Source organism: Vaginisenegalia massiliensis, assembly GCF_900604935.1.
In the GTDB taxonomy this organism is placed as follows: domain Bacteria; phylum Bacillota; class Bacilli; order Lactobacillales; family Aerococcaceae; genus Vaginisenegalia; species Vaginisenegalia massiliensis.
This window is the reverse complement of the sequence record NZ_UWPC01000004.1, coordinates 50884-75338: the sequence shown is the minus strand read 5'-3', so window position 1 is coordinate 75338 and position 24455 is coordinate 50884. Positions and strand designations below refer to the sequence as shown.

Below are 24455 nucleotides of genomic sequence, written 5' to 3'. Positions count from 1 at the left end.
TCCTCTTAAACTCTAAATTTGCTCTAACAAGGTATCCACTTGATGATAAGCTTCTTGATAGCTACCGTTATTATCAATCACCACATCAGCCAAGGCTCTTTTATCAGCCAAAGGCATCTGACTCTTGATTTTTGCCAAAGCTATGGGTTCATCTATAAGATCTCGTTGCATCAACCGCTCTACTTGGGTTTGGGCATCTACCCACACGAGCCAAACTTGGTCACATAAGCGATCAAATTTCGCTTCAAACAAGAGGGGAACGTCCACAAAAACCCTAGTTACTCCCCTCTGGCGATATTGATCCAATTCATAGAGGATTTGTTGATGAATGAGCGGATGGGTCACGTTATTGAGGAGCTCGCGTTTACTTTCATCATGAAAAATGAGCTGACCTAACTTTTGACGATCAATTTCTCCCGATGGCAAAAGAATATTGGAACCAAAGGCTGCCACAATGGCTTGATAAGCTAATTCCTGTGGTTGACTTAGCTTATGTGCAATTTGATCGGCATCAATCACCGAGTATCCTTTCTTGACCAAATAATGGCTAATCGTTGATTTTCCCGATGCAATGCCACCAGTAAGTCCAATAATTTGCATGCGTCTCCTCCTAATTCAATGGCTGACACTGAGGACAATAATGCGTTCCTCGTTGTTGAACTTTCATCTTTTCAATTTTATGTCCACAACGCAAACAATCTTGTCCTTGTCGACCATATACACAGAGTGAAAGTTGAAATTCGCCTGCTTGTCCCAAGGTGTTACGATAAGTTCGAATACTAGAACCCCCTAATTTTACCGCTTGGTCGAGCACCTCAATGACGGCTTCGTATAGAGCCTCAACTTCATCTACCTCTAAACTAGCACAAGTCCGCAATGGATGGATCCCTGCTCGGAAAAGACTTTCATCCACATAGATATTGCCTAATCCGACAACGAGACTTTGATCAAGTAAGGTCGGTTTAATCGGTCGCTTAATGGTTGCCAATTCAGTCCTAAACATCGCTAATTTGAATTGGTCACGAGTAGGTTCTGGCCCCAATTTTTTCTGAACAAAATATGAACCAAGCTCATCTTTAGCTACCCGTTCAATCCGGCCAAATTTGCGCACATCATGATACAGCAAGCGCGATCCGTCCGTAAATGTAAAAATCAGATGGACATGTTTGTCTAACTTATCATTCCACTCTTCACTGTTCCTCGCTTGATAAAAGTATTTACCTTCCATCCTTAAATGAGACACTAAATAACTGTCATCTAATTCAAAAATAAGATATTTTCCCCGTCGATGAACAGTTTGAATTTGTTGACCAACAAGAGACTGTTCCCATTCTTGTAAGTCTTCTCCATCAGGGCGGTTAACAATCTTATCCCACAAGACGCTTACAGCTTGGATGTTTTTACCTGAAACCGTCGCTACTAAGCCTTTACGAACTGTTTCTACTTCTGGTAATTCAGGCATCCTAATCCTCCTGTCTATTTCAATTCATACCAATTGTCGCCGTGATTGAATTCAACTTTTAAAGGAATACTCAATTCAACGGCTGATTCCATCACTCGTGGCACCATTTCATTCAAGATATCCAATTCTTCCGCAGGCGCTTCAATAATCAACTCATCATGGACTTGCAATAAGAGCTTGGCTTGTAATCCACGTTGATCAATTTCATCCTGCAAACGGACCATCGCAATCTTCAAAATGTCAGCGGCTGTTCCTTGGATTGGTGAGTTCATGGCTGTTCTTTCTGCAAAGGATCTGACGTTAAAATTACTTGCGTGAATTTCAGGTAAAAAGCGGCGACGATTGAACAAGGTGGAAACATAACCCTTTTCGCGAGCCTGTTCAACAATATCTTCCATATATTGGGCTACACCTGGATATTTAGCAAAATAACGATCGATAAATTCTTTGGCTGCTTTACGAGTAATATTTAAATTTTGCGACAAGCCGTAATCACTGATTCCATAGACGATACCAAAATTAACCGCTTTGGCTTGACGACGGTGTAAAGAAGTAATTTCCGCATCAGGATCCAAACCAAAGACACGACGAGCTGTCGCCGAGTGAATGTCTTCATCATCAATAAAGGCTTGGCGCATATGTGGATCCTCACAAATATGAGCTAAGACCCTGAGTTCAATTTGTGAATAGTCCGAACCAAACAGAATCCAGCCCTCTTTCGAAGGAATAAAGGCCTTTCGAATCTTACGCCCTTCTTCTAAGCGAATCGGAATATTCTGTAAATTAGGATCGGTACTTGAAAGCCGTCCGGTCTGAGTAAGGGTTTGAACAAAGCGAGTATGAATTTTCCCGTCTTCAAGAATATAACGAGGTAAGCCCGCTAAATAAGTCCCTTGCAATTTAGCTAATTGGCGATAATTCAATAACTCATCAATAATCGGATGCTGACCGCTCAGCTTTTCTAAAACATCGGCCGCAGTCGAATAACCGGTCTTAGTTTTCTTGATGACAGGAAGTCCCAAATTTTCAAACAATATCTCGCCCAATTGCTTAGGTGAATTGAGATTGAATTCTACACCCGCATAACGATGAATATTCTTCTCCATCACCGCTAATTGGGCTAGTAAATCTTCATTCATAATTTCTAAAGTCGCCGCATCAACTTTGACCCCTTGAATTTCCATTCGAGCCAAAACGCGAGCAAGCGGCATTTCGATAGTCTGATAGAGATCCCACATTTCAAGTTCACGTAATTTGGTCTCTAATGGGGTTTGAACTTGAGATAAGGTTAGAGCCTTATTCACAATATGTTGACTGAACGATGTTTGGTCATCTGGAACAGCCCGTTTAGCCCCTTTCCCATAAACAAGTTCATCATACTGGACAGAGCTTGGCAACTGTAAAAATTGAGCAATATCAATCAATTCTTGACTTAAGTTGGTATCTAATAAATAAGCGGCCAATTGCACATCAAATTCACAGCCAGCCATTTGGATACCATATCGACTGGCGATGACCTGTTCGCGTTTGAAGTCTAAACACACTTTAGTCTTACTTGCATCCTCCAACCAACTGACAAATAGCGGATCGTGTAAGACATGATCATCAAGACTATAGTATACACACTTGGTAGCCAAATCGACCCAAGTCACCGCAACTACTTGGCCCATATGGTAATTTTCTTCTAACATTTCACAATAATAGGCCCCATGATTAGGAAGATAAGCTGGATCTAGCGTCTGATCTACAAATACTTGGTCAAACTTTGCCTCTTCATCTTGTTGAGCAGTCGTTAGTTCCTCTACTGGTAGGTCTCCCAATAAATCTTTTATGAAGCTATTAAATTCCATTTGCCGATAAAAAGCTAACAATTGCTCAGGATTTTTACCCTGATAGCTTATATCGTCCAAACTAAGCTCGATAGGCGTATCTAATTTGATACGCGCTAAATCCTGACTCATAAAAGCTTGTTCCCGATCGTTAATAATATTTTCTTTCATTTTGGAAGCTTTTAATTGATCAAGGTTTTCATACATATTAGCCAAACTACCAAATTGCGTTAATAATTTGATTGCAGTTTTCTCGCCAATCCGCGTAACCCCTGGATAATTGTCCGATGGATCGCCCATTAAGCCCTTTAAGTCAATAAATTGTTCAGTCGTTAGTCCATACTTTTCCATAATCGTTTCAGGCGTATAGGCTTCTAGATCACTGACCCCTCGCTTAGTGACATAGACAGTCACATGGGGCCGCGCTAATTGAATCAGGTCTTTATCCCCCGATACGACAATAACTTGGTCGTCATCGTCAGCCATTTGAGAGAGTGTCCCAATAATATCATCTGCTTCATAATTGAGGAGATCATAATGGCGAATTCCGTATGCATCCAATAAAACGCGAAAATAAGGCATTTGTTCTTTAAACTCGCTAGGGGTCTTCGCCCGTCCACCTTTGTATTCCGCATATTTTTCGGTACGAAAAGTAACATTACTTTTATCAAAGGCCACTAAAATATGGGTTGGATCAAATTGAGTTAACACGCTATCTAGCATTCGATTAAAACTGTAAAGGGCATTCGTATGTAAACCCGCTTTATTTTTAAAGCGTTCAATATCTAAAATAGAGAAAAAAGCTCTAAAAGCTAAACTAGATCCATCAATTAATACTATACGTCGATTCGCCATAATATCTCTCCTTTGTTAGCTACTATGTAGAAAAGGCCAACGAAATTATTACCTAACATCGCTGGCCTCAAATTTTATAAGGTATTAGCATTCAATTGGGCATATGCCACTTCAAATGAACGCGAAATCATATCAATATCACCCGCACCCATAAATAAGATGACAGCATCTTGATATTTCATTAATGGAGATAAATGTTCACTCGAGACAATTTCTACCTCTTTGTCAATTAAATTAGCAAGATCATCAATGGTCACTTCTCCATGTGATTCACGAACTGAATGGAAAATATCACATAAGTAGACTTGGTCGGCCATCGACAAGGCTTCGGCAAATTCTTTCAATAAAGCCACTGTCCGACTGAAGGTATGCGGTTGGAAAACAGCTACACATTCACGTTCAGGATATTTTTGTTTCGCAGCATCAATGGTTGCTTTAATTTCCGAAGGATGATGAGCATAATCATCGATGATAATCAAATCATTCACTTGCTTAGCAGAGAATCGGCGTTTAACGCCGCCAAAGGTTTTAAGATGTTCGGCTACTAATTCAGCTGAAAAGCCTTCCAGTTTCAAGACGGTAATCACTGCTAAAGCATTCAAAATATTATGCTTACCGTAGGCTGGCAACTCAAAATGGCCCCATTTTTCACCATCAACATAAACGTCAAATTCCGAACCATTAACGGTTCGTTCAATATTTGTAGCCATAACATCATCTTGTTCGCTGACCCCATAATAATAGATCGGAACATCTGCTTCTAACTTCCGAAGATATTCATCGTCTCCGCAAGCCACGATGGCTTTTTTTGTTTGACGAGCAAAGGTTTGGAAGGCTGAAAATACATCTTCAATCGATGCATAATAATCAGGATGATCAAAATCAATATTGGTCATAATAGCATAGTCCACTTTGTAAGCTAAAAAGTGACGGCGATATTCACATGCTTCCAAAGCAAAATATTGAGCCCCTTCGTCTCCACAGCCTGTCCCATCACCAATTAAATATGATAATGGCGCTAAGTGTTTCAAGGTATGAGATAACATACCCGTGGTTGAAGTTTTACCGTGCGATCCAGTAACTGCGATACTAGTATAGGCGTTAATTAATTCACCCAAAAAATCATGATAACGATAAATTGGCAGTCCTAGTTCTCTAGCCTTAACCAATTCAGGATGTTCATCAGTAAAGGCATTTCCAGCAATAATTGTTAATCCTTCATGAATATTTGCTTCATCAAAGCCCATCATTTGGATGCCTTGTTTTTCAAGTTCTTGCTGGGTAAAGAAGTATTTAGTTAAATCACTTCCTTGCACTTTATATCCTTCGCCGTGCAAAATGAGCGCCAAGGCACTCATGCCAGACCCTTTAATGCCGACAAAATGGTAGGTGGTATCTTTTGAAATCATATAATGTCCCCTTTATTTTTCAAACAATAAAAACGAATCTTTCGTTTTAACTAATCGCTTTGCTAATTGGCGCGTCTCAGCTTCTAATGAGTCGTACGCTTGAGTCTTTTGATATGGCTTCGGTAACACAGTCGCTGGTCGAGACTGAAAAGCCTCTTCTGGCGTCTGCTGCCGCTGACGAAAACTAGGCTCATACTCAGCTCTAGGGCTAGGCTCGGGTCTAGTAGATGTTGAAGCTAATTCTGCTTCCATTTCTTGCTTTGCTTCAAATTGTTGCCGATCGAAAAGGGATTTGGCAGACGAGGTCTGCTCAGATCCTTCTTGATCCTTTTTTGGCCACGAATTCAAATCCTGTTTAACGTTTTTGAAGGGAATCTGATATTTAGATTCACTTTTTTGGTTCAGGTCGTCATGAGCATCGAGTTCATGCTGGTAATTCTTATTTATTAATTTTTGGTTTAAACGTTCCTTTTTCTCACTCTCAGTCTCACTTGTCCCCTTATGATAAGCGGGTTCGAAGTGACTCCGCTGCCCAGCTTCATTAATCTGGCGAATAAACCGCGGTTCCTTATGTTGGTTTGACTTAGGCTTATTAAAAGCCGGTCCTTCATACATCTTCTTACCCCCTATTCAGGATTAAGCAAAACGAGCGACAACGTCCTCTAATGGAGTTCCAACTTCAAAGTGATCTGGCAAGACCCAGATGCCTGGTTGGTTTTCAATCGCGGTTAATTCTAACTCGCGGGTTGAACAAATCATGCCATGACTCTCTTCTCCCCGCAATTGACCTGGCCAAATAATGAGGCCGTTGGGCATAACAGCTCCTGGTTTGGCTACTAAGACCTTTTGTCCTTGCGCAATGTTAGCTGCTCCACAGACAATTGGCAAGACTTGATCAGCTGCCACTTGAACTTTGGTTACGTGCAAGTGATCACTATCAGGATGGTCTTGGCATTCTAGGACGTGACCCACGACTAATTTCGGACTTGGATCAACCGTTACTTGAACATCCAAATTCAATTTAATGAGGTGTTCATTCACTTGCTTAACTTGTTCAGACGTTAAGGTTACTGGCCCAACTTGATCAATTGTCATCATATTTGAAACATCAAAAATATTGATTGCGACTAATTCACCCGTTTCAGCATTGAAAATTTGGGTGACATTTTCGCTAGTTTTGGTTTGTAAAACTAGATCTTGACCATTGGCACAAGTCAGCATTAAAACATCGCCTACCCCATTAGGGTTATAAAAGGCTAACCACATCCTGTATTTCCTCCTCTTTACTAACCGTTTTGTCGAATCGTTGCTAAAGTGGTCGCATCAAATGTTGTTACAATCTTTGTAACCATTTCTTTAGCAGCCTCATAGTCACTGATATGGAACAAGGATTGGTGTCCATGAATATAACGAGCAGGTACCCCAATCACCGCACTAGGTACACCTTGATTCATAGTGTGAGCCGCTCCAGCATCGGTTCCGCCTGGCGAGAAGAAGAATTGATACGGGATATGGTGAGTTTCAGCCATATCCAAAAGATATTCTCGCATACCTTTATGCGTAATCATAACTGGATCTTGTACCCGTAACAAGAAGCCTTCACCTAAACGGCCAAATTTTGATTTGTCTCCATCGGCATCAGAAGCTGGTGAGCAATCCACAGCAAAAAAGACATCAGGTTGGTGGGTGTGGATAGCCCCTTTAATTCCCCGTAAGCCCACTTCTTCTTGAACCGAAGCACCAGCAATCAAGGTTGATGGCAAGTCTTGGCCTTGAACGGCTTTCAATGTTTCAAGCATAACAGCACAACCATAGCGGTTATCCCACGCTTTAGCCATGATCGCTTTCTTATTAGCTGTATAAATAGTTTCTGTTAAAGGAACAATGGCATCACCTGGTTTAACGCCATATTCTTGCGCTTCTTCTTTAGAGGTAAAGCCCGCATCAAATAGAATATCTTCCGGCTTAATAGTGCTACCTTCTGGTTTCCCTCTTAATAAATGCGGTGAGACCGCACTCGAAATACATGGGTAATCCCCTTTGCTTGTTTGTAAGGTATAACGTTGCGCAGAAATAACATAAGGATTCCAACCACCAATAGCAACGACTTGGAATAGTCCGTTATCGGTAATACGGCTGACCATAAAACCAACCTCATCCATATGTGCCCCTAACATAATACGAGGTGCATTCTCAGTTTTACTATGTTTAATCCCAAATATATTGCCTAAACCTGACACATGCAATTCATCAACTAGAGGTTTCATTTCCTTCTCAAGGTATTGACGAACACGGCCTTCATTGCCAGAAATGGCTTGTAATTCGGTTAATTCTTTAATTAATTTAAACGTTTCTTGTTTCATCATTTTCGCAGCTGAGCTGCTCGCCTCCCGTATTTAACTTATTTCGTTCGAATTATCCCCTCTATTTTGTCACAAACCATAAGCAAAATCAATGTTTTGACTAGGACAAAGCTCGACTAAAGTCAGCCAAAAAGTGGCCAAATTTACTAATCCTCTATCATCCATGGTACAATAAACGTAACAAAATATTTCTTAGGAGGCTCAACGATGGCACAAAATAAAAACGACAATTTAGCGAATAGTCTCATCCTACTTGCTGGCGTCCTTTTTGGAGCTGCTAGTGCATGGTTAATCAAAGAAAATAAACCTATGCCTGCGGGTAAAGTCTTAGAAAAATTAAAAACCCAATTTGCTCAAGAAGGAGAGATCGAAGGTTCATGGATTGATTATGATCCAGTTGAGTCCCATGCCTTTGATAGCCGCCCGTTAGTTTATCAAGGTGGAATTACGCGAAAAGAAGCCTCGGGAACTGTATACTATGAATTCACCTGTGATTGCTACACCGGCGAAATCCTCACAATTAACGAACAAGCGCTCTAATCCTAACAAAAAAGGTTGACCCTTTCTATGTAGATGGTAAAATGAGGATTACTGATTTCATTTTTTGTCCTCACCTTCACGCCAAAACAAGAAAGGAGCCTCATAATGGGATATGGTCAATCAGAAGACTGGGAATTCCATCCTTTAGAAGCAGGTGCCACCGGCCAAGCTTTTATGGGTGTCAAAAGTGACGAAAAAGTCTTCTTTAAACGCAATACCTCCCCTTTTATTGCGGCTCTTTCCGCTGAAGGTATTGTGCCAAAATTAATGTGGACACAGCGCACCTACTCTGGTGATATCCTCACCGCTCAAGAATGGAAAGATGGTCAACTTTTGGATAAAGAAGAGATGGCTTCATTAGAAGTCTGTCAATTAATCCACAAGATTCACCATTCAACTAACCTATTTTGGATGTTGCGCAAAGTGGATGGTCACGTCTTTCGACCACTCGATTTTATCGACTTTTATTTCAGCGAATTGCCAACTTCCCTTCAAAACAATCAGTTTCTCAATCAAGTTGTCGCTTATCTTGAAGATTCTATCGAGGATTATTTTTACCAAGTAGACTACACTGTCTGTCACGGTGATCTTAATCATCACAATTTCTTACGCGACCAAGAGGACTATCTCTATTTAGTGGATTGGGAAAATGTCCGCATTGCTGATCCTTTAAGCGATTTGACCTTTATCCTCTGCCAATACCTCAATCCAACAGAATGGACAGATTGGTTGAATCAATATGGTCTAACAATTGATAAAGAAACCTATACCCGCATCCGCTGGTATAGCTTGGTGAATTGCTTATTAGCCATCAAACAATATTATATGGAAAATCGCCATTACAAAGTAAATGAAACCATTCTGCTGATTAAACGTATTTATCAAGAAAATCACCCATCCTAGAAAGGAAATGCTATGCGCCTCAGACACAAACCTTGGGCTGAAGACAAGCTCAAAGAATATCCCCAATACGTCATTACCGATGCCAACGACTTAAAAGGTCATTGGCAAACTCGTTTCGCTCAGAACCAAGCTCTTCATATTGAAGTAGGATCCGGCAAAGGCCAATTCACTATCGAAATGGCCAAAGCTCACCCTCATATTAATTATATTGCGGTTGAAATCCAAACAAGTGTGATTGTTAGTATCCTAGATCGGCAGTTGGAGGCTCAACTACCCAATTTACAAATTCTTCATGCTGACGGTCGCCACCTCTCACAATATTTTGCAGACGGGGAAGTTGACCTCGTTTACTTAAACTTTAGTGATCCTTGGCCTAAGACACGCCATGCTAAGCGACGCTTAACATCTCCTGACTTCTTAAGTCAGTACGAAGCCATTCTGGTTCCTAACGGCCAATTGCATTTCAAGACAGATAACCAAGGCCTTTTCGAATATTCACTTGCCAGCCTGTCAAACTATGGTCTGATTCTCAACCAAGTTTGGCTTGACTTACATCATTCCGACTATGTCGGCAATATCGAAACCGAATATGAACACAAATTCGCTGCCAAAGGTCACCGTATTTACCGACTTGAAGCGACCTTTGATCAACAACGCTTAATAGCCTTACGCCAAACAGCAAATTAATCTAATAAAACAATCTAATAATTACAAAAAGGCTGTCATCCACGTAACCAAACGTGGATGACAGCCTCTTTTTTATGCAGTTTGTTCATTAATTAGAAAGATGGTTCTCGGCAAGTGCCCGTTCAAATTCATTTAGACGTTGTTCGAAGACATCTAAAGCTGAAATGATATACTCAGCTTGAGTCATATCGAGACCGGCACGTTTCATTGTTTCGATTGGATAATAACGTTTCCCCGATTTTAAGAAATTCTTGTAGTTTTCCAGAGCACTTTGATCACCTTGGCAAATTTTATCAGCGAAATAAGTGGCTGCCGCAAAGCCTGTTGCATATTGGAAAACATAATAGTTGTAATAGAAATGAGGAATACGGCTCCATTCCACTCGAATCAAGGAATCTGAATTCACTTGTGGACCATAGTACTTTTCATTTAAGGCTTGATAGGTTTGTGAGAGATAATCTGCTGTAAGTGGTTGCCCTTGTGCATCAGCCGTATACATGAAATGTTCAAATTCCGCAAATTGTGTTTGACGGAACATCGTACTCTTCATACGATCAAGAAAATTATTCAAAATATAGAGTTGAATTTGCGGATCGGTATATTCCTTCAAAAGATAATCGGTTAATAAATTCTCATTTGTTGTTGAAGCTATTTCAGCTAAGAAAATCGAATAGTCTCCATATACATAGGGTTGATTAGCATGGGTCAAATAGGAGTGAGCACTGTGACCTAATTCATGAATTAAAGTATATAAGCAAGAAATATTGTCTTGCCAATTGAGTAAAATATAAGGTCGGCTATCATAGGTTCCTGATGAATAAGCACCTGAGCGTTTACCTTGATTTTCGTAGACATCAATCCAGCGTTGATCAAAGGCCGCTTGGATAATCGCCACATAATCCTCACCCATTGGAGCGACTGCCTTAAGAACAATATCTTTCGCCTTTTCATAAGTGATATCAAAGTCTACCTGTCCTAATAACGGTGTGTACATATCATACATTTCTAGATCATCTAATTCCAAGAGTTGTTGCCGCAAAGCAACATAACGGTGAAGGAGACTTACTCGACTTCCTACCGTTTCTACTAAAGTATCATAAACAGCTTCCGGAACATTATTTGCAAATAAGGCCGCTTGGCGCGCTGAATCAAATTTTCTAACTTTAGCTTGGAAATTGTTGGCCTTAATGGTGGTCGAGAGGGTCGAAGCCAAGGTCGATTTGAATTGATTGTAAACGGAATTAAAACCTTCGAAGGTCGCCTTTCTTACTGAACGTGAATCCGATTCTAAGAATTTACTATAAAGGCTATGGGTCAATTCAACGGTCTGACCGTCTTCATCTTGGATGGTTGGGAAACGGAAATCTGCATTATTTAATTGACCAAAAGTCCTAGATGAAGCAGAAAGAACTTCGCTTGCTTGGGCTAGCATTTCTTCTTCTACTTGAGTCAAAGTATGAGGAGCTTTGCGCAATAAATCATCAAAATAATGATCATAAAGAGCTAGGTCTTTTTCCGAAGCAAGCAGTTCCTTGACTTGGTCGCTAGGCAAGCTTAAGAGTTCTGGTTCAAAGAAGGCCACTGCTTCAGAAAATTGACTATACAAACTGGTCACCCGAGCGAAGTAATCTTGATAAAAGGCATTGCCCTTATCTTGGTCGCTTTTACTAGCTGCATACACATAGAGATTTTCACAAATTCGCTCAACTGCTAAGATGTCTTGTAATGCAGCTAAAAGAGTTGCTCCACTTTGATGAAGCTGTCCTTTATATCGTACGAGCTCTTGAATCTTTTCTTGACAGGCCTTTAGACTTTCTTCAAAAGATGCATCATCTACAAATAAATCACTTAAATCCCAAGTTTTTTTCTGCTACTTGATCTCGTTTTTGTACCATGCTATTCACTCCTTTTTACTGTCCCTATTTTAGCACAAGTATTCCCTTCTCGAAAGATTGTCCAAATTACCTGACTAACCAGCCATTTTTTCCACTCGCTATTAAAACACCCCTTTTTTCATTCACATGAATCAAATGAGTGGCCAATTGCTCTAAGTAAAAATTCGGTTGAGCCTTAATTAATGGAAAGGAGGAGAGCTCTAAGTCTTTTGCTTCATAGCGCTCTAAGAGATAAACAATCAATTCGTTATAGGTAAAGGCCTTTTTATCCGCGATGAAGTGATAAAACCAAACAAATACGGCCCAGACGGGCATCTTTAAAATTAAGCAATGTTTGGGCAAAGACCAAACCCACTTGGGACACCGATAAATATCAATTTGCGCTTGATAAAACCGCTTAAACAGAGGCCGATAACAGCTTTGACGACGCAAAGCAAATAAGACTCGGTCACGACTTTGTCCACTGCGTCCTTGATATATTCTCGAAAACGAGTCTATCTTGGTGTTTCTTTCTAACTCAATAGGAATAATTCCTCTTGGCACTTGTTTAAAAAACACCATATCCTCTACAACCTGTTGCTGCAATAGCTGTTTTGTATCAGTCTGCAAAAAAGAGGTAAATGATGCGTCAACACGAAGGCCGCCCTTCGTATATCATAAGACCATCGATGATAACCTAACTCTTCCTGGTAATAAATTAAACGTCTGGACCAAGCGGTTGCCAGGGTTTCTTTGATATCTTGATAATTATAGAGCCAAAGACAGGTTAAACCCGCTCTTTCATAATCGCCTTGTCTTTGATGAATTTGTTGACAGCTAATCGGTGATTGCTGAAACTCGATAACCCTTGCTAGATGATCCAGTTTATAATAGCAATCAGCAATTTGATGACCTTGACATAGGGAATATTCTAGCCTGACTTTAATTCCTATCCGATGACCTGCTTGTAAAATTTGTTGCTTGGCTAATTGATGGGTCCGACTCTCTTTGCATACGCGCTCCCGTCTCTGCCCAGATCCACAGGCTTGATAATGGGCAAAATAATAGCCCCCATTCGGTCTTGCCTTTACATAGACGGCTTGCTGACATTGTGGACAATAAAAACGGTTCGATTTTTGTTTCTTAAGGTCACTCGCCGTTGCGTATACCAACTCGCGATGCTGATTATAAGCAATAAGCATAAAAAATCCCTCCTATTCAGTAATAACCGAATAGGAGGGGAAAACTTTATTAAAAATGTTGACCGAAGAACTTAATCGCATCATCTTTACGAATCAATTGTCCGTATTCCTCTAAAATACCTTGAGTTGTTTGATGAATTTCACCATATTCCAACAAATCCATCAGTTGTTGGTAAGCGACTGCTTCATCAATTTCTTCATCGATATCCTCGATGAGTAAGTAATAGCGATTATTCATCGTATAGAGACTATTTAAGAAATCTTCGTTCTGCCAATCCCTAGCCATCTTGATGAAGTCATCTAGATGATTAAAGACAAATACTTCATCTCCTACTTCATCCTCTGTCAGAATCTCTTGATTATCTGATTTAGCCGCAACTTGATCTACTTGCTTGGCTGTTCCTTCTGAGTCAAGCTGAGCATCAGCTACTTTTCTCTGCCCTTGTTTTGCTTCACGTTTCTCTTTAAGACGTTTGGTTAATTCATCTTCCCAAAAGGCATCCATCTCTTCAAAGTTAGTTCGACTAATATATAATTCAAGTCCTTGAGAACTTGGCATTACTTGAAAGGTAACGGCTTCAGAATCATGGAAATGATGATCCACATCGACTTCTTCTAAAATTGAATAAAAGAATTTCTCAATGCTACCTTGGTCGCCAATCAAATCAAGGAAATTAATCCCACGTTCTTCCAAGTCTTCTACCCCAATCAGAACTTTGATTAAGTTGTCATTAATTTGTTCCATTTCCATCTTTCATCACCTCCATTAAGCGCTTGAGACTCTCAAGTATTGATACATTCTACATGAAGCCTCTTATCTTTTCAAGAGGGAATTCTCAAAGGCTCCCCTTCATTATAGCATAAATAAATAAAGGGCAATAAAAAAGAGCTAACGAATTGTTAGCTCATAAAAAATTCTAGTCATTAGCTAAGGCGCGTGCTTTTTGTAATTCTAAAGCACGAACTTCACGTGGCAAGAAACGACGAATTTCATCTTCGTTATAGCCAATTTGTAGACGTTTCTCATCAATTAAAATAGGTCGACGTAAAAGCCCTGGTTCTTGTTGAACCATCTCAAAGAAATCACTCATCGGTAATTCGCTTAATTCGATATTTAATTCAGAGAAAGCTTTTGAACGAGTTGAAACAATATCTTCTGTTCCTTCTTCGGTCATACGCAGAATTTCTTTAATTTCATTTATAGTTAATGGATCAGTAAAGATGTTTCTTTCGACGTATGGAATTGAGTGCTCCTCTAACCAAGCGCGAGCTTTACGACAAGAAGTACAACTAGGAGTGATATACAATGTTACCATAGTATCTTCCTTTCTTTTGTTTGCTTATGAGAGACAGATTCCAATCCAATAACTATGTGTCTATTATACGATACTTAGTAAGCTTAAATCTACCTTCTTAATAAATTCATAATAAAACAATATTGAAATTATCATAAATAAATTGCTAAAAGAAAGAGATTTTTTCATAAAGCTTTTCAGCATTTTATTGATCTAACTTGAATTCGTCTACTTCCTTTTGACGACGTCTTTTCGCTTGGCATTCCGGGCAAATACCATATAATTCTAATCTGGTTTGTAAGACTTCATAGCCTGTTTGACGTTGCGCAGGCTCTTTAATAAACGATAAATCCGAGTAAACAAAATCAGAAATTTTTCCACATTCTTTACAGATAATGTGAAAATGCTTATGGCCCATAAAGTCATAGCGACTCGTAATTCCTGAAAATTTCATCTCATGGATGATGCCTTCTTCAACGAAGAAATTGAGATTATTATAGACAGTTGCTAAACTCATATTGGGATAAAGTTTAAGCATTTCTTTATGAATTTCTTCTACGGTAGGATGGTGATGACTATCTACCATAAAGGTCAAAATGGCCTTGCGTTGAGGCGTCATACGAACATTTTTCTTCTTAAGGTCACTTATAATATGTTCAACCATCATTTCGCTCGTATCAACCAATCCCTCATAAAGGTTCGGTGTATCCTCATCAGTATTGATGTTATGCAAAGCATGATCATGGTGATATGACATCCTAATCCCCCCTTTTCTAAATCGTTGTAGTTAGTAATTATATCACTTCACGGTTTATTATACTAGAAAATCTTATTTATTATTAGATTCTAATCTTAAAGACGGACTTGGCTACTTGTATTTTTGGCTAGATTAGCTATTATATTAGAGAACTCGCAATTTAAAATTTAGGAGCCGATAAAATGAAAATAGGTGCTCGTGTTTTGAAAACCGGCCTAGCAATCTCTTTATCTATCTTTGCCGCCTTAGCCTTAATACCAGGTAGTGATGGCATGTTGGCGGGGATTGCAGCTGTCTATTCAACACAACCTTCTGTTAAAAAAACGTTCGAAACTTTTGTAAGTCGAATTGCTTCCAATGTCATCGGTGGGATTTTTGGTGTACTGATGATGCACTATTTAGGTAGTTCCTTTATCGCGATTGGGATTACTTCCATTCTGACCATCGCCATCCTTAATTCGTTAAAGTGGGATGAATATATTGGTTTAGCTGTCGTGACATTAATCGTTATTATGCTAGGTAATGGCGCACACGACCCTGTCACACAAGCGATTATTCGGGTAGCTGACACTATTGTCGGTGTCATTATTTCCTTCTTAGTCAATTGGTTAATCTATCCTCCTAAGTATGATGATCGTTTCTTCTCGACACTTGATTTTGCCACTACTGAAGTCCTAATTTGGATTCGCGCTTCTCTTCGTAAGAATGCCGAATATTCCGTGATGCATCGCGATATCAAGTGGGCTTTCAAACAAATGGGTAAGTACAACACATATTTTGATCTCATTAAACACGAAATGATCTTCTCTAAAAAAGAAAAAATAAATACCCAACGCAAACTCGTTGTGTATCGCCATATGGCGGCCACTTCTGATGCCGCTATTACTCTCTTGTCTGCTCTTCATAATAATGACCAAATTTATCGTGATTTTCCTGTCGATTTACGGGTTCAGATTCGCGAACGGGTTGAAACCCTCTTAAGTGCCCATGAACAAATCCTAATGAAATTCAACGGTAAAGTTCCACCTGAACAAGTTAACTTTATGAAAATGAATTCGGAGCACCGTGAAGACTATATGCGTATCTTCTTTGAACAAGCCCGTTTACAAGAAAGTAATAAATTAGAGCACCATTTTGAAGGTAACGGCGTCATCCATATCATGTCTGCCATCTATCTATATGAAGAAGAATTAACCAATCTCAACCGCTTAATTCGAACCTTTAAAATGCGAAACAATCCAGAAGCATACTGTAATAACCACATTGATCATGAATAACCTAAACCGGCATAGACTCGATATCGAGTTTATGCCGGTTTTTTAGGATTTAATTATTAATATGAATACTTCTTATCCAAAGAATAGCTGTGCCACGAAAATCGAAGCTAGCGTAGCAGCTAGTCCAATCAGGCTTTCAAACGGAATGAGTTTCATCCGATTGGTAATATCAAGTTGCACAGAACCAGCTGTCGCATGGAAGAAAGATCCATGAGGTAAATGGTCTAATACTGTCGCGCCTGTATGAGTTGTCATAGCAGCTGCCATCGGCGTCATGCCCATTTTCAATATGGCTGAACCAAATGATTGAGAGGCAACCGTGGAACCGGCTGTCGTCGATGCTGTCGCTCCACTCATCAAAATACCTGATAGGGGTGCTAATAATGTACTTGGAATTCCCATTAAATTAATAAGGTTTATAATATCCTGTTGAAGATAACTATTCTTAATGATTCCCGCAATCGTCCCCGTACCAATTAATAACACCGCTACCGGTATCATCTTATTCAAACCAAAACTGGCAAAGTCATTTAATTTTTTAGCGTGACCCATAATAATCAATCCAAGTATCGCTCCTAATGGCAAGGCAATCAATGGATCAATCGTAATACCCATTAAAGGACGTAACATTAATAAAACAATAACAATCACTGGACCTGAAATGGCTTTGGCAAAACTTGGTAATTCAGTAATTGAATCGTCATTAGCCACTAACCCAGCTTGCTTCTCATATACAAAAGTCCCTTTAGCCTGTAACATTTTGACTAATAAAATCGTCACGACCAAGGCCACAATAGCCGGAATAATATTGGCACTCATCAAAGAGAACAAATTGACTTTATATGCTTCTGACAAGGCAATTGTGTTCGGATTAGGCGACATAATATTTCCTGCTTTACCGCCACCAATCATAGCTAATAATAATATAGGACGAGGAATCTCTAATTCATCCGCTAAAACTAAGCCGATAGGAGCCACCGTAATAACAGCAATATCAATGAAAACGCCCACCGCTGTTAAACATAAAGTAGCAATAGCTAGCGCAATTAAGGCCCGTTTGCGACCTAAGCGTTGAATGATGGTTTTCGAAATGGATTCAGCAGCCCCAGACTTGATTAGGACCCCAGCCAAAATACCTGCTGTCAAAATTCTGAGGACTGAACTCATCATGCCAGAGGCTCCTTCTACAATAGTGGTGATAGTTTGCATTAAGCTACCACCTCCAACTAGACCGCCAATCAATGAACCTAAAATTAAACTATAAGCAGGCGGAAAATTTTTCACAATCAAGATAATGGCCACGATTAAGCCAACCATGGCTCCTAAAGTAGTATATGTCATGCTTCTTTACCTCCGAATTGAATAAGTTTAAAAATTTGACTCGTTAACATGGTTAAATTCTGACTAGCTACCTTTGAATCAAGTGCTTCATCAAGGGTGACAATTTGATGCAAACATGAAAATACGGACACCGGTTCGCCTTTAAAACTGTCGATACCCGCTTGCGTAACCGCTCCGCCAATCGCAATGACTTTAGTTGAAGAAGTTTTGGCTTCACGTACAATACCAGCTAAGACTTTGCCCATGGCTGATTGATGATCGATACGCCCTTCTCCTGTCACCACAAAATCCGACTGACTAATCGCTTCTTTCAAACCGCTCGCTTCCATCACAATCTCAATACCGCTTCTTAACTTCCCATTTAAGAAAGCTTTGAAAGCAAATCCTAAGCCACCGGCCGCTCCGACACCTGAATCTAAACTAAAATCTATTCCTCGCCAATCATGTGTGACCTGAGCAAAATTTTCTGCTCCGCGATCAAGAAAGTCCACCATTTCTTGATTAGCCCCTTTTTGTGGACCGTAAATATAAGCACAGCCTTGGGGACCCGTCAATGGATTTTCTACATCACAGGCTATTTCAAACTGACAATCTTTCAAACGCTCATCTTTGAGTGAATCATCAATCTGCTTTACTTTTATTAAATTTTGCCCTATCGGATCCAAAATTTGGCCGGAGTCATCCAGAAAGCGGAAGCCAAGGGCGTGCAACATTCCCATACCGCAATCATTCGTTGCAGAGCCACCAATACCGATAATAAAATGGCGATAACCTAATTCTAAAGCGTTCAAAATTAGCTGTCCGGTCCCGATTGTCGAAGTCAACAAGGGGTTTCGTTCCACACGATCAATTAATTGAATCCCAGACGCTTCTGCCATTTCAATCACGCATTTATGGTCAGGTAAAAGCCCATAGCTAGCTTGAACTGGACGTCCTAGTGGATTTAAAACACCTACTTGGCCATATTTTCCATTCAAACTATCAACCAAGGCCTTGATTGTTCCCTCTCCTCCATCAGCTACGGGTTTTAAAAGAATGTCAGCATGAGGGTTTACGAGTCTTATCCCTTCAAGAACAGCCTCATTTGCTTGCTGACCACTCAAGGAATGTTTGAATGAGTCCATACAAACTGTCACTTTCATCCTTACACCTCCAAATGAAATCGTTTACTTTAAATCACAAAATTTAGTATACGATTTTATACAAATTAGTGTTATAGTCTATGTGACAATTAAAACCTATATTTATCTATAAAATTTGTTACCCAAAACAAGGAGTTTCTATGGAATTACATGCCCAAATTGCTAATAAAATCGTTCATGCAATGAAAAAAATCATCAATCAAGATTTAAATTTTATGAATTCCACCGGTCATATAATTGCCTCAACCGATTCAAAACGGATAGGACATTTTCACGAAGCGGCTTTACGATGTATCCAGGAACAAAAAACATTAATCATTGATAATGACCAACTTTATCAAGGGAGTAAAGCTGGCATCAATATGCCGGTCTTTTTTAATCATCAAGTCATTGGTGTTATTGGCATAACGGGGCAACCCCAACAGGTCGAGATCTATGGTCATGTCATTAAACAAATGACTGAAATTCTCATTCTTGAAGAATGGCAACATCATCATCTCTTACATCAACGTTCCTTAAATCGGAGTATGATTGATAGCATATTATTCCACGATAATCACTCAATGGATTCTATTTTTACCTTTCCCAAGACGGCTTGCCTTCACATAGCTAGTTTGAACCTTGATCATTCTCACTGGAATACAATGGATATTAATGAGCGAATTTTGAATGAAATTGATCAACTTCAGAAACGCAATGAAAGCTTCTGGGCTAGCATCCTTGATCGCCATTTAATTTGTTTATTCAAAGACTACAAAGTCGAAGAAATTAATTCACGACTAAATCAGCTGTTAGACCTTCTAAAACCTTTCACCTCTGATAAATTGATTTTTGGTGTGAGTGAAGAATTTACTATTGAACAAACGGCACTTAACTATTTTAAGCAAAGTCAGTACGCCTTTGAATGGGGACAATTTGATAGTTTACAAAACCAACCAATCATTCATTATAGTCAAATGAATCTAGGATTACTTATCGTCAATTTGAACGAGGCAACTAAACTTCAATTCAAAACCAATATCTTACATCAAATTCCACCTGAAGATCTCGTCTTTTATCAGCAACTCGTTAGTTTATACGGGCAATATAATGGCTCCTTAATTCAGTTGGCTAATCATTTCTCCATGCACAAAAATACGGTTCAGTATCGCATCAATCGTCTTTATCAGTATACAGGCTATAATTTACGTCATTACGATGACTATTGCGTTCTCAAGTTAGCTTTTATGATGGAAAATCATCCTATCATCCACACAAAGCGTCCATAAAAATACCGCCCGGCTAGTTTGTTAAAACCATCCGGGCGGTTATTATTTATTCCTATTCTTCACGGAAAAGGTCCTGATCCTCTTGAGTATATTGGGTTTGGAGGTGGGTGACATATTCATAGTCCGTCGATAAACTTTGCATCCGATCCTTTATCATTTGCCACTGATATTGACCTTGAGGCACTTGATAACGAAGATAATCTGCTAAAGGAACACTTTGGAAAATCTTGGTACCCGTCATCCCCAAAATAAAGATAGGCATAAATTTAGGTGATGTCACTTTCACTTTGCCATCTTTACCCTTAACTAGGGTCACTTCAGTAATCCCACCGAATTTATTATCAATACTTTCTTGTCCAGAAATAAAACTAGCTTGCGAGTAGATTACAAAGGTTTTATGATCATTAATCCACTCACAGGGCTGCACAACGTGCGGATGACCACCCAAGATTACATCGACGCCCGCTTCACTAAGTGCTTGATATAAAGTTAATTGTTCTTGGTTAGGCATGGTGCCATATTCTTCACCCAGTTGGACCGATACGACCGTAGCATCGACTTGCTTATTGAGCGCTTCGATCTCTTTTAACATCACAGGCAAATCAATAAGCGAAACCAGATAGTCTTCACCACTTGGGACAGGAATGCCGTTAGTTCCATAGGTATAGGCTAGAAAGCCAACTTTTATCCCATTAACCTCTTTAATCCGAGCCCGACTTTTATCCTTTTCACTTTCGTAGGATCCAACATAGTCTAAGCCACTCGCCTTGATATTATCAATCGAAGCATGGCAACCGACACTGTCCCAATCCATGGTGTGATTGGTCGCATTCGACACGATATCCACCCCAATATATTTTAGGGCATCTAGGACTTCTCTAGGGGCTGAAAATCGTGGATAACCCGCGATAGGCAATTGTGGACTCGCGGCAAGAACTTCCATATTAGCAATCGTTAAATCGGCATAGGACGTAAAAGGGGCTACTTCTTGAAACATGGGTAAAAAGTCAAATTCGTAATCTGTCCCTACCTTTATCGGCATTTGACGTTGACGATTACTTTCAATCATGGCTTGATAAAGAGGATTATCCTTGTGAACCATCTGAGCCACATTGTCATGAATTAAAATGTCTCCAACCGAACGCAAAACTAGGCGATTGGGCTGAGCTGGAGAAGCTTGAAAATTTGGTTTGGCTTTTAAACCAACCAAGGGCTGTGGCAGGTATTTAATAGCTCTGGTTTTTGTTTCTTCGGCAGTTTTCTTTTGTTGCCGACTAGCTGCCTCTTGTGTCTGATGCTGTTGCGAATCATGTGTTTGAAAATAAACATAATAGACACTAGCTGTTAGGCCCATAATTAAGGTCAATATTAAACCAAACCAAATATACTTTTGTTTCATCCCTGCAATCCCCTTCACCTGATTTAATCATTCAACCTGTTGTTTCGATGTTTCTGACCTATTTATGGTATCATATTTATGTAAATTAATCAGTCATAAACTTAAGAAAAGAGGCCTAATATGAAAGTCATTATTGAACCCGATTTTTGGCAACTATTCCCTACCGCCCACATTGGTTTGATTCACGCAAAACAGGTGGATAACCAACAGACTTCGACAGAAATTCAAACCTTACTAGAAGAAGCCCATGAAAAAGCTCAAAAGCATCTTACCCAAGCGGAATTCAGTCAGAATGAAGTCGTCGCTAGATGGCGTAAAGCTTATCAGCAATTCAAGACGAAAAAAGGAGCCCGTTCCTCCATTGAGGCTTTATTAAAACGGGTTAATCAAGGTAAAGGTGTTGGATCTATAAGTCCTTTAGTCGACATTTATAATGCCATTTCATTGGAATATGGTCTTCCGTGCGGTGGAGAAGACATCTCCTGTTTTAAAGGCGACATGCGCTTAACTCTCGCCGATGGAACAGAAGAATTCATCACTTATGGTAGCAATCAGAGCGAACCCCCATATCCTGGCGAACTCATCTATAAAGATGAAGCCGGTGCTATCTGTCGCTGTTGGAATTGGCGGGAATCGGTACGAACCATGCTAACGGCCAATACCACTGAAGCCATCTTTGTCATCGAAACTCCAGACGACCAAAGTATCGCCCAACTCGAAGCAGCTCTTAGAGACCTAGCCGCTCGCTTAGAAAAATATGCAGGTGCCTCAACTCGATTTGCTATCTTAAATCAAGATTAACCTACTTTAAATTTAGACTAAATACTTTCTAAAACCATGGTTCATTAAAGTCTTTATATTAGGCTTTGATGAACTTTTTGCTTCCCTAGTTTAATTTGCTTCGAGCAAAACTCCAATTGACTCTTGAAATAGGCTTCGCTATGATAAGGATATAAAACGTTTACATAAAGAAAGGGCAATGATTATGACCGCTTTACCATTAAGACATGAATTACCCGTTGAAGAAACTTGGGACCTTTCCCTTTTGTTTGCTGATCAAGCAGCCTTTGAACAATGCGTCGCTGAATTTAAAGGCGATGTCATTTCTTTTAAAGAGCAATTTCAAGGACAAATGACCCAAGCTAGTCAAATCAAAGATGCTATCTTAGCCTATAACCATATTACGATTCTTTTAGATCACTTATTGAACTATGGTCAATTAGCCTATAGCGTAGACCGTACCGTTCAAATTAATGAAGAAAATGAAAACTTAGTCGGTCAATTAGGCGAATGGTATCAAGAAAACACAGCCTTTTTCAAATCCGAACTCTTAGCTTTAGATGCTAGCTTGCTAGATGAAGCTCGTGCTCTACCTGAATTGGCCGCTTATCATTCATTTATCGACGATTTGGAACGACAACGTCCAACCCTTTTTGATAGTAAAACTGAAAGTATTTTAGGTGCCTTGTCCCGTACGCTTTTCGGTCAAGAAAATCTTTATAACGCTTTAAAATTCCAAGATTTGAGCTTTGATGATTTCCAAGTGGGTGATCAAACATACAGCAACAGTTTTGCAAGCTTTGAACAAGATTATGAAGTCCACCCTGACCGTCAAGTTCGTTTGGCTGCTTGGGAGGCCTTCCATCGCAATCTTGCTAGCTACCAACATACCGCTGCCACTAACTACATCACCCTCGTTCAAACGCATAAGAAAATGGCGACCCTTCGTGGATTTGATTCAGTTTTTGACTATCTCTTATTCGATCAAAACGTAAGCCAAGAATCCTATAATCAAATCATAGATACCCTCATGAGTGAATGGGCACCGGTCATGCGTCGTTACGCCAAAATGATGGAAAAAGAACATCAAATAGACCGAATTTCATTGGCAGACATCAAATCCTCCTTCGTTAAACAAGCCAGCAGCAAAATTTCGATTCCGGAAAGTCGTAAAATTGTTCAAGCCGCTTTAGCTCCATTAGGCGAAGAATATAGCCAAATCATTGAAGATGCATTCAATCAACGTTGGATTGATTATCCGATGAATTACACTAAAGCAACCGGTGGATTCTGTGCTTCTCCTTATCAAAAACCTGCCTTTATCATGCTAAACTGGACAGGCCTCTTGAATGAAGTGCTAGTATTAGCTCACGAATTAGGCCATGCGGCTCACTTTACGCTCGCAGGTCTAAATCAACCTATTCTTGCTTATGAACCAAGTCTATACTTTGTTGAAGCTCCTTCAACATGTAATGAAGTCATTACGTGCCAATATTTACTACAACAACCCCTTGAAGCAAAAGCAAAACGTGCCTTAATTGCCGACTTTATCACCTCAACTTACTACCATAATATGGTTACTCACTTGTTAGAAGCAGCTTATCAACGTAAAGTATATCAAGCCGTTGACCGAGGTGATTTATTAAATGCCAACGTCTTAAATCAATTCTTTAAAGAAACCCTTGAAGAATTCTGGGGCGATGCTCTAGAAATCAATCCAGGTGCTGAATTAACCTGGATGCGACAACCCCATTACTTCGATGGTTTATACTCATATACCTACTCAGCCGGTTTAGCGATTGGAACCCAAGTGGGGCAAAAGGTTGCCCAAGCTGACCAAGCAACCATCCAACAATGGTTAAATGTACTCAAGAAAGGCAATTCTTTATCACCTCTTGAATTAGCTAAAGAAGCTGGAGTAGATCTCACCACGCCAGAACCTCTTCGTCAAGTAATCTCATATATCTCAAGCTTACTTGACCAAATCGAAGAACTTGCCTAAGCTAATTGAATAAGTTGAATTACTACTTAATCCGAATTTTGTTAAGAGTACAGCAAACGACCGCCAAGTA

General features: G+C 39.7%; 22 protein-coding genes and 1 pseudogene. 7 read left to right on the top strand and 16 right to left on the bottom strand.

From position 1 onward, the window contains the following. Positions 1-12: 12 nt before the first annotated feature. The 7 genes from coaE to pepA form a co-directional block, all read right to left on the bottom strand. On the bottom strand, positions 13-600 hold the full coding sequence (gene coaE, locus EIH20_RS03560) for a dephospho-CoA kinase (protein ID WP_124057992.1): 588 nt from the start codon (positions 598-600) through the stop codon (positions 13-15). Between the two features lie 10 nt (positions 601-610). After that, positions 611-1462 carry a DNA-formamidopyrimidine glycosylase gene (mutM, locus tag EIH20_RS03555; protein ID WP_124057991.1) on the bottom strand — a complete coding sequence of 284 codons (852 nt, stop codon included), beginning with the start codon at positions 1460-1462 and terminating at the stop codon, positions 611-613. Between the two features lie 14 nt (positions 1463-1476). After that, positions 1477-4146, bottom strand: coding sequence for a DNA polymerase I (gene polA / locus EIH20_RS03550; protein WP_124057990.1), 2670 nt, complete (start codon positions 4144-4146; stop codon positions 1477-1479). A gap of 74 nt (positions 4147-4220) precedes the next feature. Beyond that, complete coding sequence (gene murC, locus EIH20_RS03545) at positions 4221-5555, bottom strand: UDP-N-acetylmuramate--L-alanine ligase (RefSeq protein ID WP_124057989.1); 1335 nt, start codon at positions 5553-5555, stop codon at positions 4221-4223. A 12-nt stretch (positions 5556-5567) separates the two neighbouring features. Beyond that, entirely contained in the window at positions 5568-6170 is a 603-nt protein-coding gene (locus EIH20_RS03540) for a hypothetical protein (RefSeq protein ID WP_124057988.1), read from the bottom strand. Between the two features lie 21 nt (positions 6171-6191). Beyond that, a complete protein-coding gene (ytpR, locus tag EIH20_RS03535; protein ID WP_124057987.1) occupies positions 6192-6821 on the bottom strand; it encodes a YtpR family tRNA-binding protein in 630 nt (209 codons plus the stop codon). 20 nt (positions 6822-6841) lie between these two features. Then, on the bottom strand, positions 6842-7918 hold the full coding sequence (pepA, locus tag EIH20_RS03530) for a glutamyl aminopeptidase (protein ID WP_124058118.1): 1077 nt from the start codon (positions 7916-7918) through the stop codon (positions 6842-6844). A 207-nt stretch (positions 7919-8125) separates the two neighbouring features. Between pepA and EIH20_RS03525 the strand changes: the two genes are divergently transcribed. The 3 genes from EIH20_RS03525 (at position 8126) to trmB (ending at position 10048) form a co-directional block, all read left to right on the top strand. Beyond that, a complete protein-coding gene (locus tag EIH20_RS03525; RefSeq protein ID WP_124057986.1) occupies positions 8126-8458 on the top strand; it encodes a PepSY domain-containing protein in 333 nt (110 codons plus the stop codon). A gap of 105 nt (positions 8459-8563) precedes the next feature. After that, positions 8564-9361 carry a phosphotransferase family protein gene (locus tag EIH20_RS03520; RefSeq protein ID WP_124057985.1) on the top strand — a complete coding sequence of 266 codons (798 nt, stop codon included), beginning with the start codon at positions 8564-8566 and terminating at the stop codon, positions 9359-9361. 12 nt (positions 9362-9373) lie between these two features. Continuing rightward, entirely contained in the window at positions 9374-10048 is a 675-nt protein-coding gene (trmB, locus tag EIH20_RS03515) for a tRNA (guanosine(46)-N7)-methyltransferase TrmB (RefSeq protein WP_124057984.1), read from the top strand. Between the two features lie 88 nt (positions 10049-10136). Here the strand turns inward: trmB and pepF (EIH20_RS03510) are convergent. The 6 genes and pseudogenes from pepF (EIH20_RS03510) to EIH20_RS03485 form a co-directional block, all read right to left on the bottom strand. After that, a pseudogene (gene pepF, locus EIH20_RS03510) lies at positions 10137-11909 on the bottom strand (oligoendopeptidase F); the annotation flags it as partial. Positions 11910-12009: 100 nt separating this feature from the next. Beyond that, on the bottom strand, positions 12010-12504 hold the full coding sequence (locus EIH20_RS03505) for a hypothetical protein (protein ID WP_124057983.1): 495 nt from the start codon (positions 12502-12504) through the stop codon (positions 12010-12012). A gap of 5 nt (positions 12505-12509) precedes the next feature. Then, the gene (locus EIH20_RS03500) at positions 12510-13124 is read right to left on the bottom strand and encodes a competence protein CoiA (RefSeq protein ID WP_124057982.1); all 615 of its coding nucleotides are present in this window, start codon (positions 13122-13124) and stop codon (positions 12510-12512) included. Positions 13125-13173: 49 nt separating this feature from the next. After that, positions 13174-13875: an adaptor protein MecA gene (locus EIH20_RS03495; protein ID WP_124057981.1), complete on the bottom strand. Its 702-nt coding sequence runs from the start codon at positions 13873-13875 to the stop codon at positions 13174-13176. 166 nt (positions 13876-14041) lie between these two features. Then, on the bottom strand, positions 14042-14440 hold the full coding sequence (gene spxA, locus EIH20_RS03490; RefSeq protein ID WP_124057980.1) for a transcriptional regulator SpxA: 399 nt from the start codon (positions 14438-14440) through the stop codon (positions 14042-14044). Between the two features lie 184 nt (positions 14441-14624). Next, a complete protein-coding gene (locus EIH20_RS03485) occupies positions 14625-15176 on the bottom strand; it encodes a Fur family transcriptional regulator (protein ID WP_241152376.1) in 552 nt (183 codons plus the stop codon). A gap of 182 nt (positions 15177-15358) precedes the next feature. Between EIH20_RS03485 and EIH20_RS03480 the strand changes: the two genes are divergently transcribed. Next, complete coding sequence (locus EIH20_RS03480; RefSeq protein WP_124057979.1) at positions 15359-16453, top strand: FUSC family protein; 1095 nt, start codon at positions 15359-15361, stop codon at positions 16451-16453. Between the two features lie 72 nt (positions 16454-16525). On the opposite strand, the gene EIH20_RS03475 is transcribed toward EIH20_RS03480, so the two are convergent. Further along, on the bottom strand, positions 16526-17794 hold the full coding sequence (locus EIH20_RS03475) for a GntP family permease (RefSeq protein WP_124057978.1): 1269 nt from the start codon (positions 17792-17794) through the stop codon (positions 16526-16528). Further along, entirely contained in the window at positions 17791-18936 is a 1146-nt protein-coding gene (locus tag EIH20_RS03470) for a glycerate kinase (protein ID WP_124057977.1), read from the bottom strand. Before EIH20_RS03470 ends, EIH20_RS03475 begins: the two co-directional genes overlap by 4 nt. 140 nt (positions 18937-19076) lie before the next feature. Between EIH20_RS03470 and EIH20_RS03465 the strand changes: the two genes are divergently transcribed. Beyond that, positions 19077-20204, top strand: coding sequence for a CdaR family transcriptional regulator (locus EIH20_RS03465; protein ID WP_124057976.1), 1128 nt, complete (start codon positions 19077-19079; stop codon positions 20202-20204). 52 nt (positions 20205-20256) lie between these two features. On the opposite strand, the gene EIH20_RS03460 is transcribed toward EIH20_RS03465, so the two are convergent. Next, positions 20257-21603 (bottom strand): CapA family protein, encoded by a 1347-nt coding sequence (locus tag EIH20_RS03460; protein ID WP_124057975.1) that lies wholly within the window; start codon positions 21601-21603, stop codon positions 20257-20259. 120 nt (positions 21604-21723) lie between these two features. On the opposite strand from EIH20_RS03460, the gene EIH20_RS03455 reads away from it, so the two are divergent. Together EIH20_RS03455 and pepF (EIH20_RS03450) are read left to right on the top strand one after the other, a co-directional pair. Beyond that, positions 21724-22404, top strand: coding sequence for a B3/B4 domain-containing protein (locus EIH20_RS03455; protein ID WP_124057974.1), 681 nt, complete (start codon positions 21724-21726; stop codon positions 22402-22404). Positions 22405-22588: 184 nt separating this feature from the next. Then, positions 22589-24385, top strand: a complete 1797-nt coding sequence (gene pepF / locus EIH20_RS03450) for an oligoendopeptidase F (RefSeq protein WP_124057973.1) — start codon at positions 22589-22591, stop codon at positions 24383-24385. The last annotated feature ends 70 nt before the right edge of the window (positions 24386-24455 follow it).

What these genes read in the sequence shown, in the direction of transcription:
- coaE (WP_124057992.1), bottom strand. Translation starts at nt 600, where the DNA reads ATGCAAATTATTGGACTTACTGGTGGCATTGCATCGGGAAAATCAACG.
- mutM (WP_124057991.1), bottom strand. Translation starts at nt 1,462, where the DNA reads ATGCCTGAATTACCAGAAGTAGAAACAGTTCGTAAAGGCTTAGTAGCG.
- polA (WP_124057990.1), bottom strand. Translation starts at nt 4,146, where the DNA reads ATGGCGAATCGACGTATAGTATTAATTGATGGATCTAGTTTAGCTTTT.
- murC (WP_124057989.1), bottom strand. Translation starts at nt 5,555, where the DNA reads ATGATTTCAAAAGATACCACCTACCATTTTGTCGGCATTAAAGGGTCT.
- EIH20_RS03540 (WP_124057988.1), bottom strand. Translation starts at nt 6,170, where the DNA reads ATGTATGAAGGACCGGCTTTTAATAAGCCTAAGTCAAACCAACATAAG.
- ytpR (WP_124057987.1), bottom strand. Translation starts at nt 6,821, where the DNA reads ATGTGGTTAGCCTTTTATAACCCTAATGGGGTAGGCGATGTTTTAATG.
- pepA (WP_124058118.1), bottom strand. Translation starts at nt 7,918, where the DNA reads ATGAAACAAGAAACGTTTAAATTAATTAAAGAATTAACCGAATTACAA.
- EIH20_RS03525 (WP_124057986.1), top strand. Translation starts at nt 8,126, where the DNA reads ATGGCACAAAATAAAAACGACAATTTAGCGAATAGTCTCATCCTACTT.
- EIH20_RS03520 (WP_124057985.1), top strand. Translation starts at nt 8,564, where the DNA reads ATGGGATATGGTCAATCAGAAGACTGGGAATTCCATCCTTTAGAAGCA.
- trmB (WP_124057984.1), top strand. Translation starts at nt 9,374, where the DNA reads ATGCGCCTCAGACACAAACCTTGGGCTGAAGACAAGCTCAAAGAATAT.
- EIH20_RS03505 (WP_124057983.1), bottom strand. Translation starts at nt 12,504, where the DNA reads ATGGTGTTTTTTAAACAAGTGCCAAGAGGAATTATTCCTATTGAGTTA.
- EIH20_RS03500 (WP_124057982.1), bottom strand. Translation starts at nt 13,124, where the DNA reads ATGCTTATTGCTTATAATCAGCATCGCGAGTTGGTATACGCAACGGCG.
- EIH20_RS03495 (WP_124057981.1), bottom strand. Translation starts at nt 13,875, where the DNA reads ATGGAAATGGAACAAATTAATGACAACTTAATCAAAGTTCTGATTGGG.
- spxA (WP_124057980.1), bottom strand. Translation starts at nt 14,440, where the DNA reads ATGGTAACATTGTATATCACTCCTAGTTGTACTTCTTGTCGTAAAGCT.
- EIH20_RS03485 (WP_241152376.1), bottom strand. Translation starts at nt 15,176, where the DNA reads ATGTCATATCACCATGATCATGCTTTGCATAACATCAATACTGATGAG.
- EIH20_RS03480 (WP_124057979.1), top strand. Translation starts at nt 15,359, where the DNA reads ATGAAAATAGGTGCTCGTGTTTTGAAAACCGGCCTAGCAATCTCTTTA.
- EIH20_RS03475 (WP_124057978.1), bottom strand. Translation starts at nt 17,794, where the DNA reads ATGACATATACTACTTTAGGAGCCATGGTTGGCTTAATCGTGGCCATT.
- EIH20_RS03470 (WP_124057977.1), bottom strand. Translation starts at nt 18,936, where the DNA reads ATGAAAGTGACAGTTTGTATGGACTCATTCAAACATTCCTTGAGTGGT.
- EIH20_RS03465 (WP_124057976.1), top strand. Translation starts at nt 19,077, where the DNA reads ATGGAATTACATGCCCAAATTGCTAATAAAATCGTTCATGCAATGAAA.
- EIH20_RS03460 (WP_124057975.1), bottom strand. Translation starts at nt 21,603, where the DNA reads ATGAAACAAAAGTATATTTGGTTTGGTTTAATATTGACCTTAATTATG.
- EIH20_RS03455 (WP_124057974.1), top strand. Translation starts at nt 21,724, where the DNA reads ATGAAAGTCATTATTGAACCCGATTTTTGGCAACTATTCCCTACCGCC.
- pepF (WP_124057973.1), top strand. Translation starts at nt 22,589, where the DNA reads ATGACCGCTTTACCATTAAGACATGAATTACCCGTTGAAGAAACTTGG.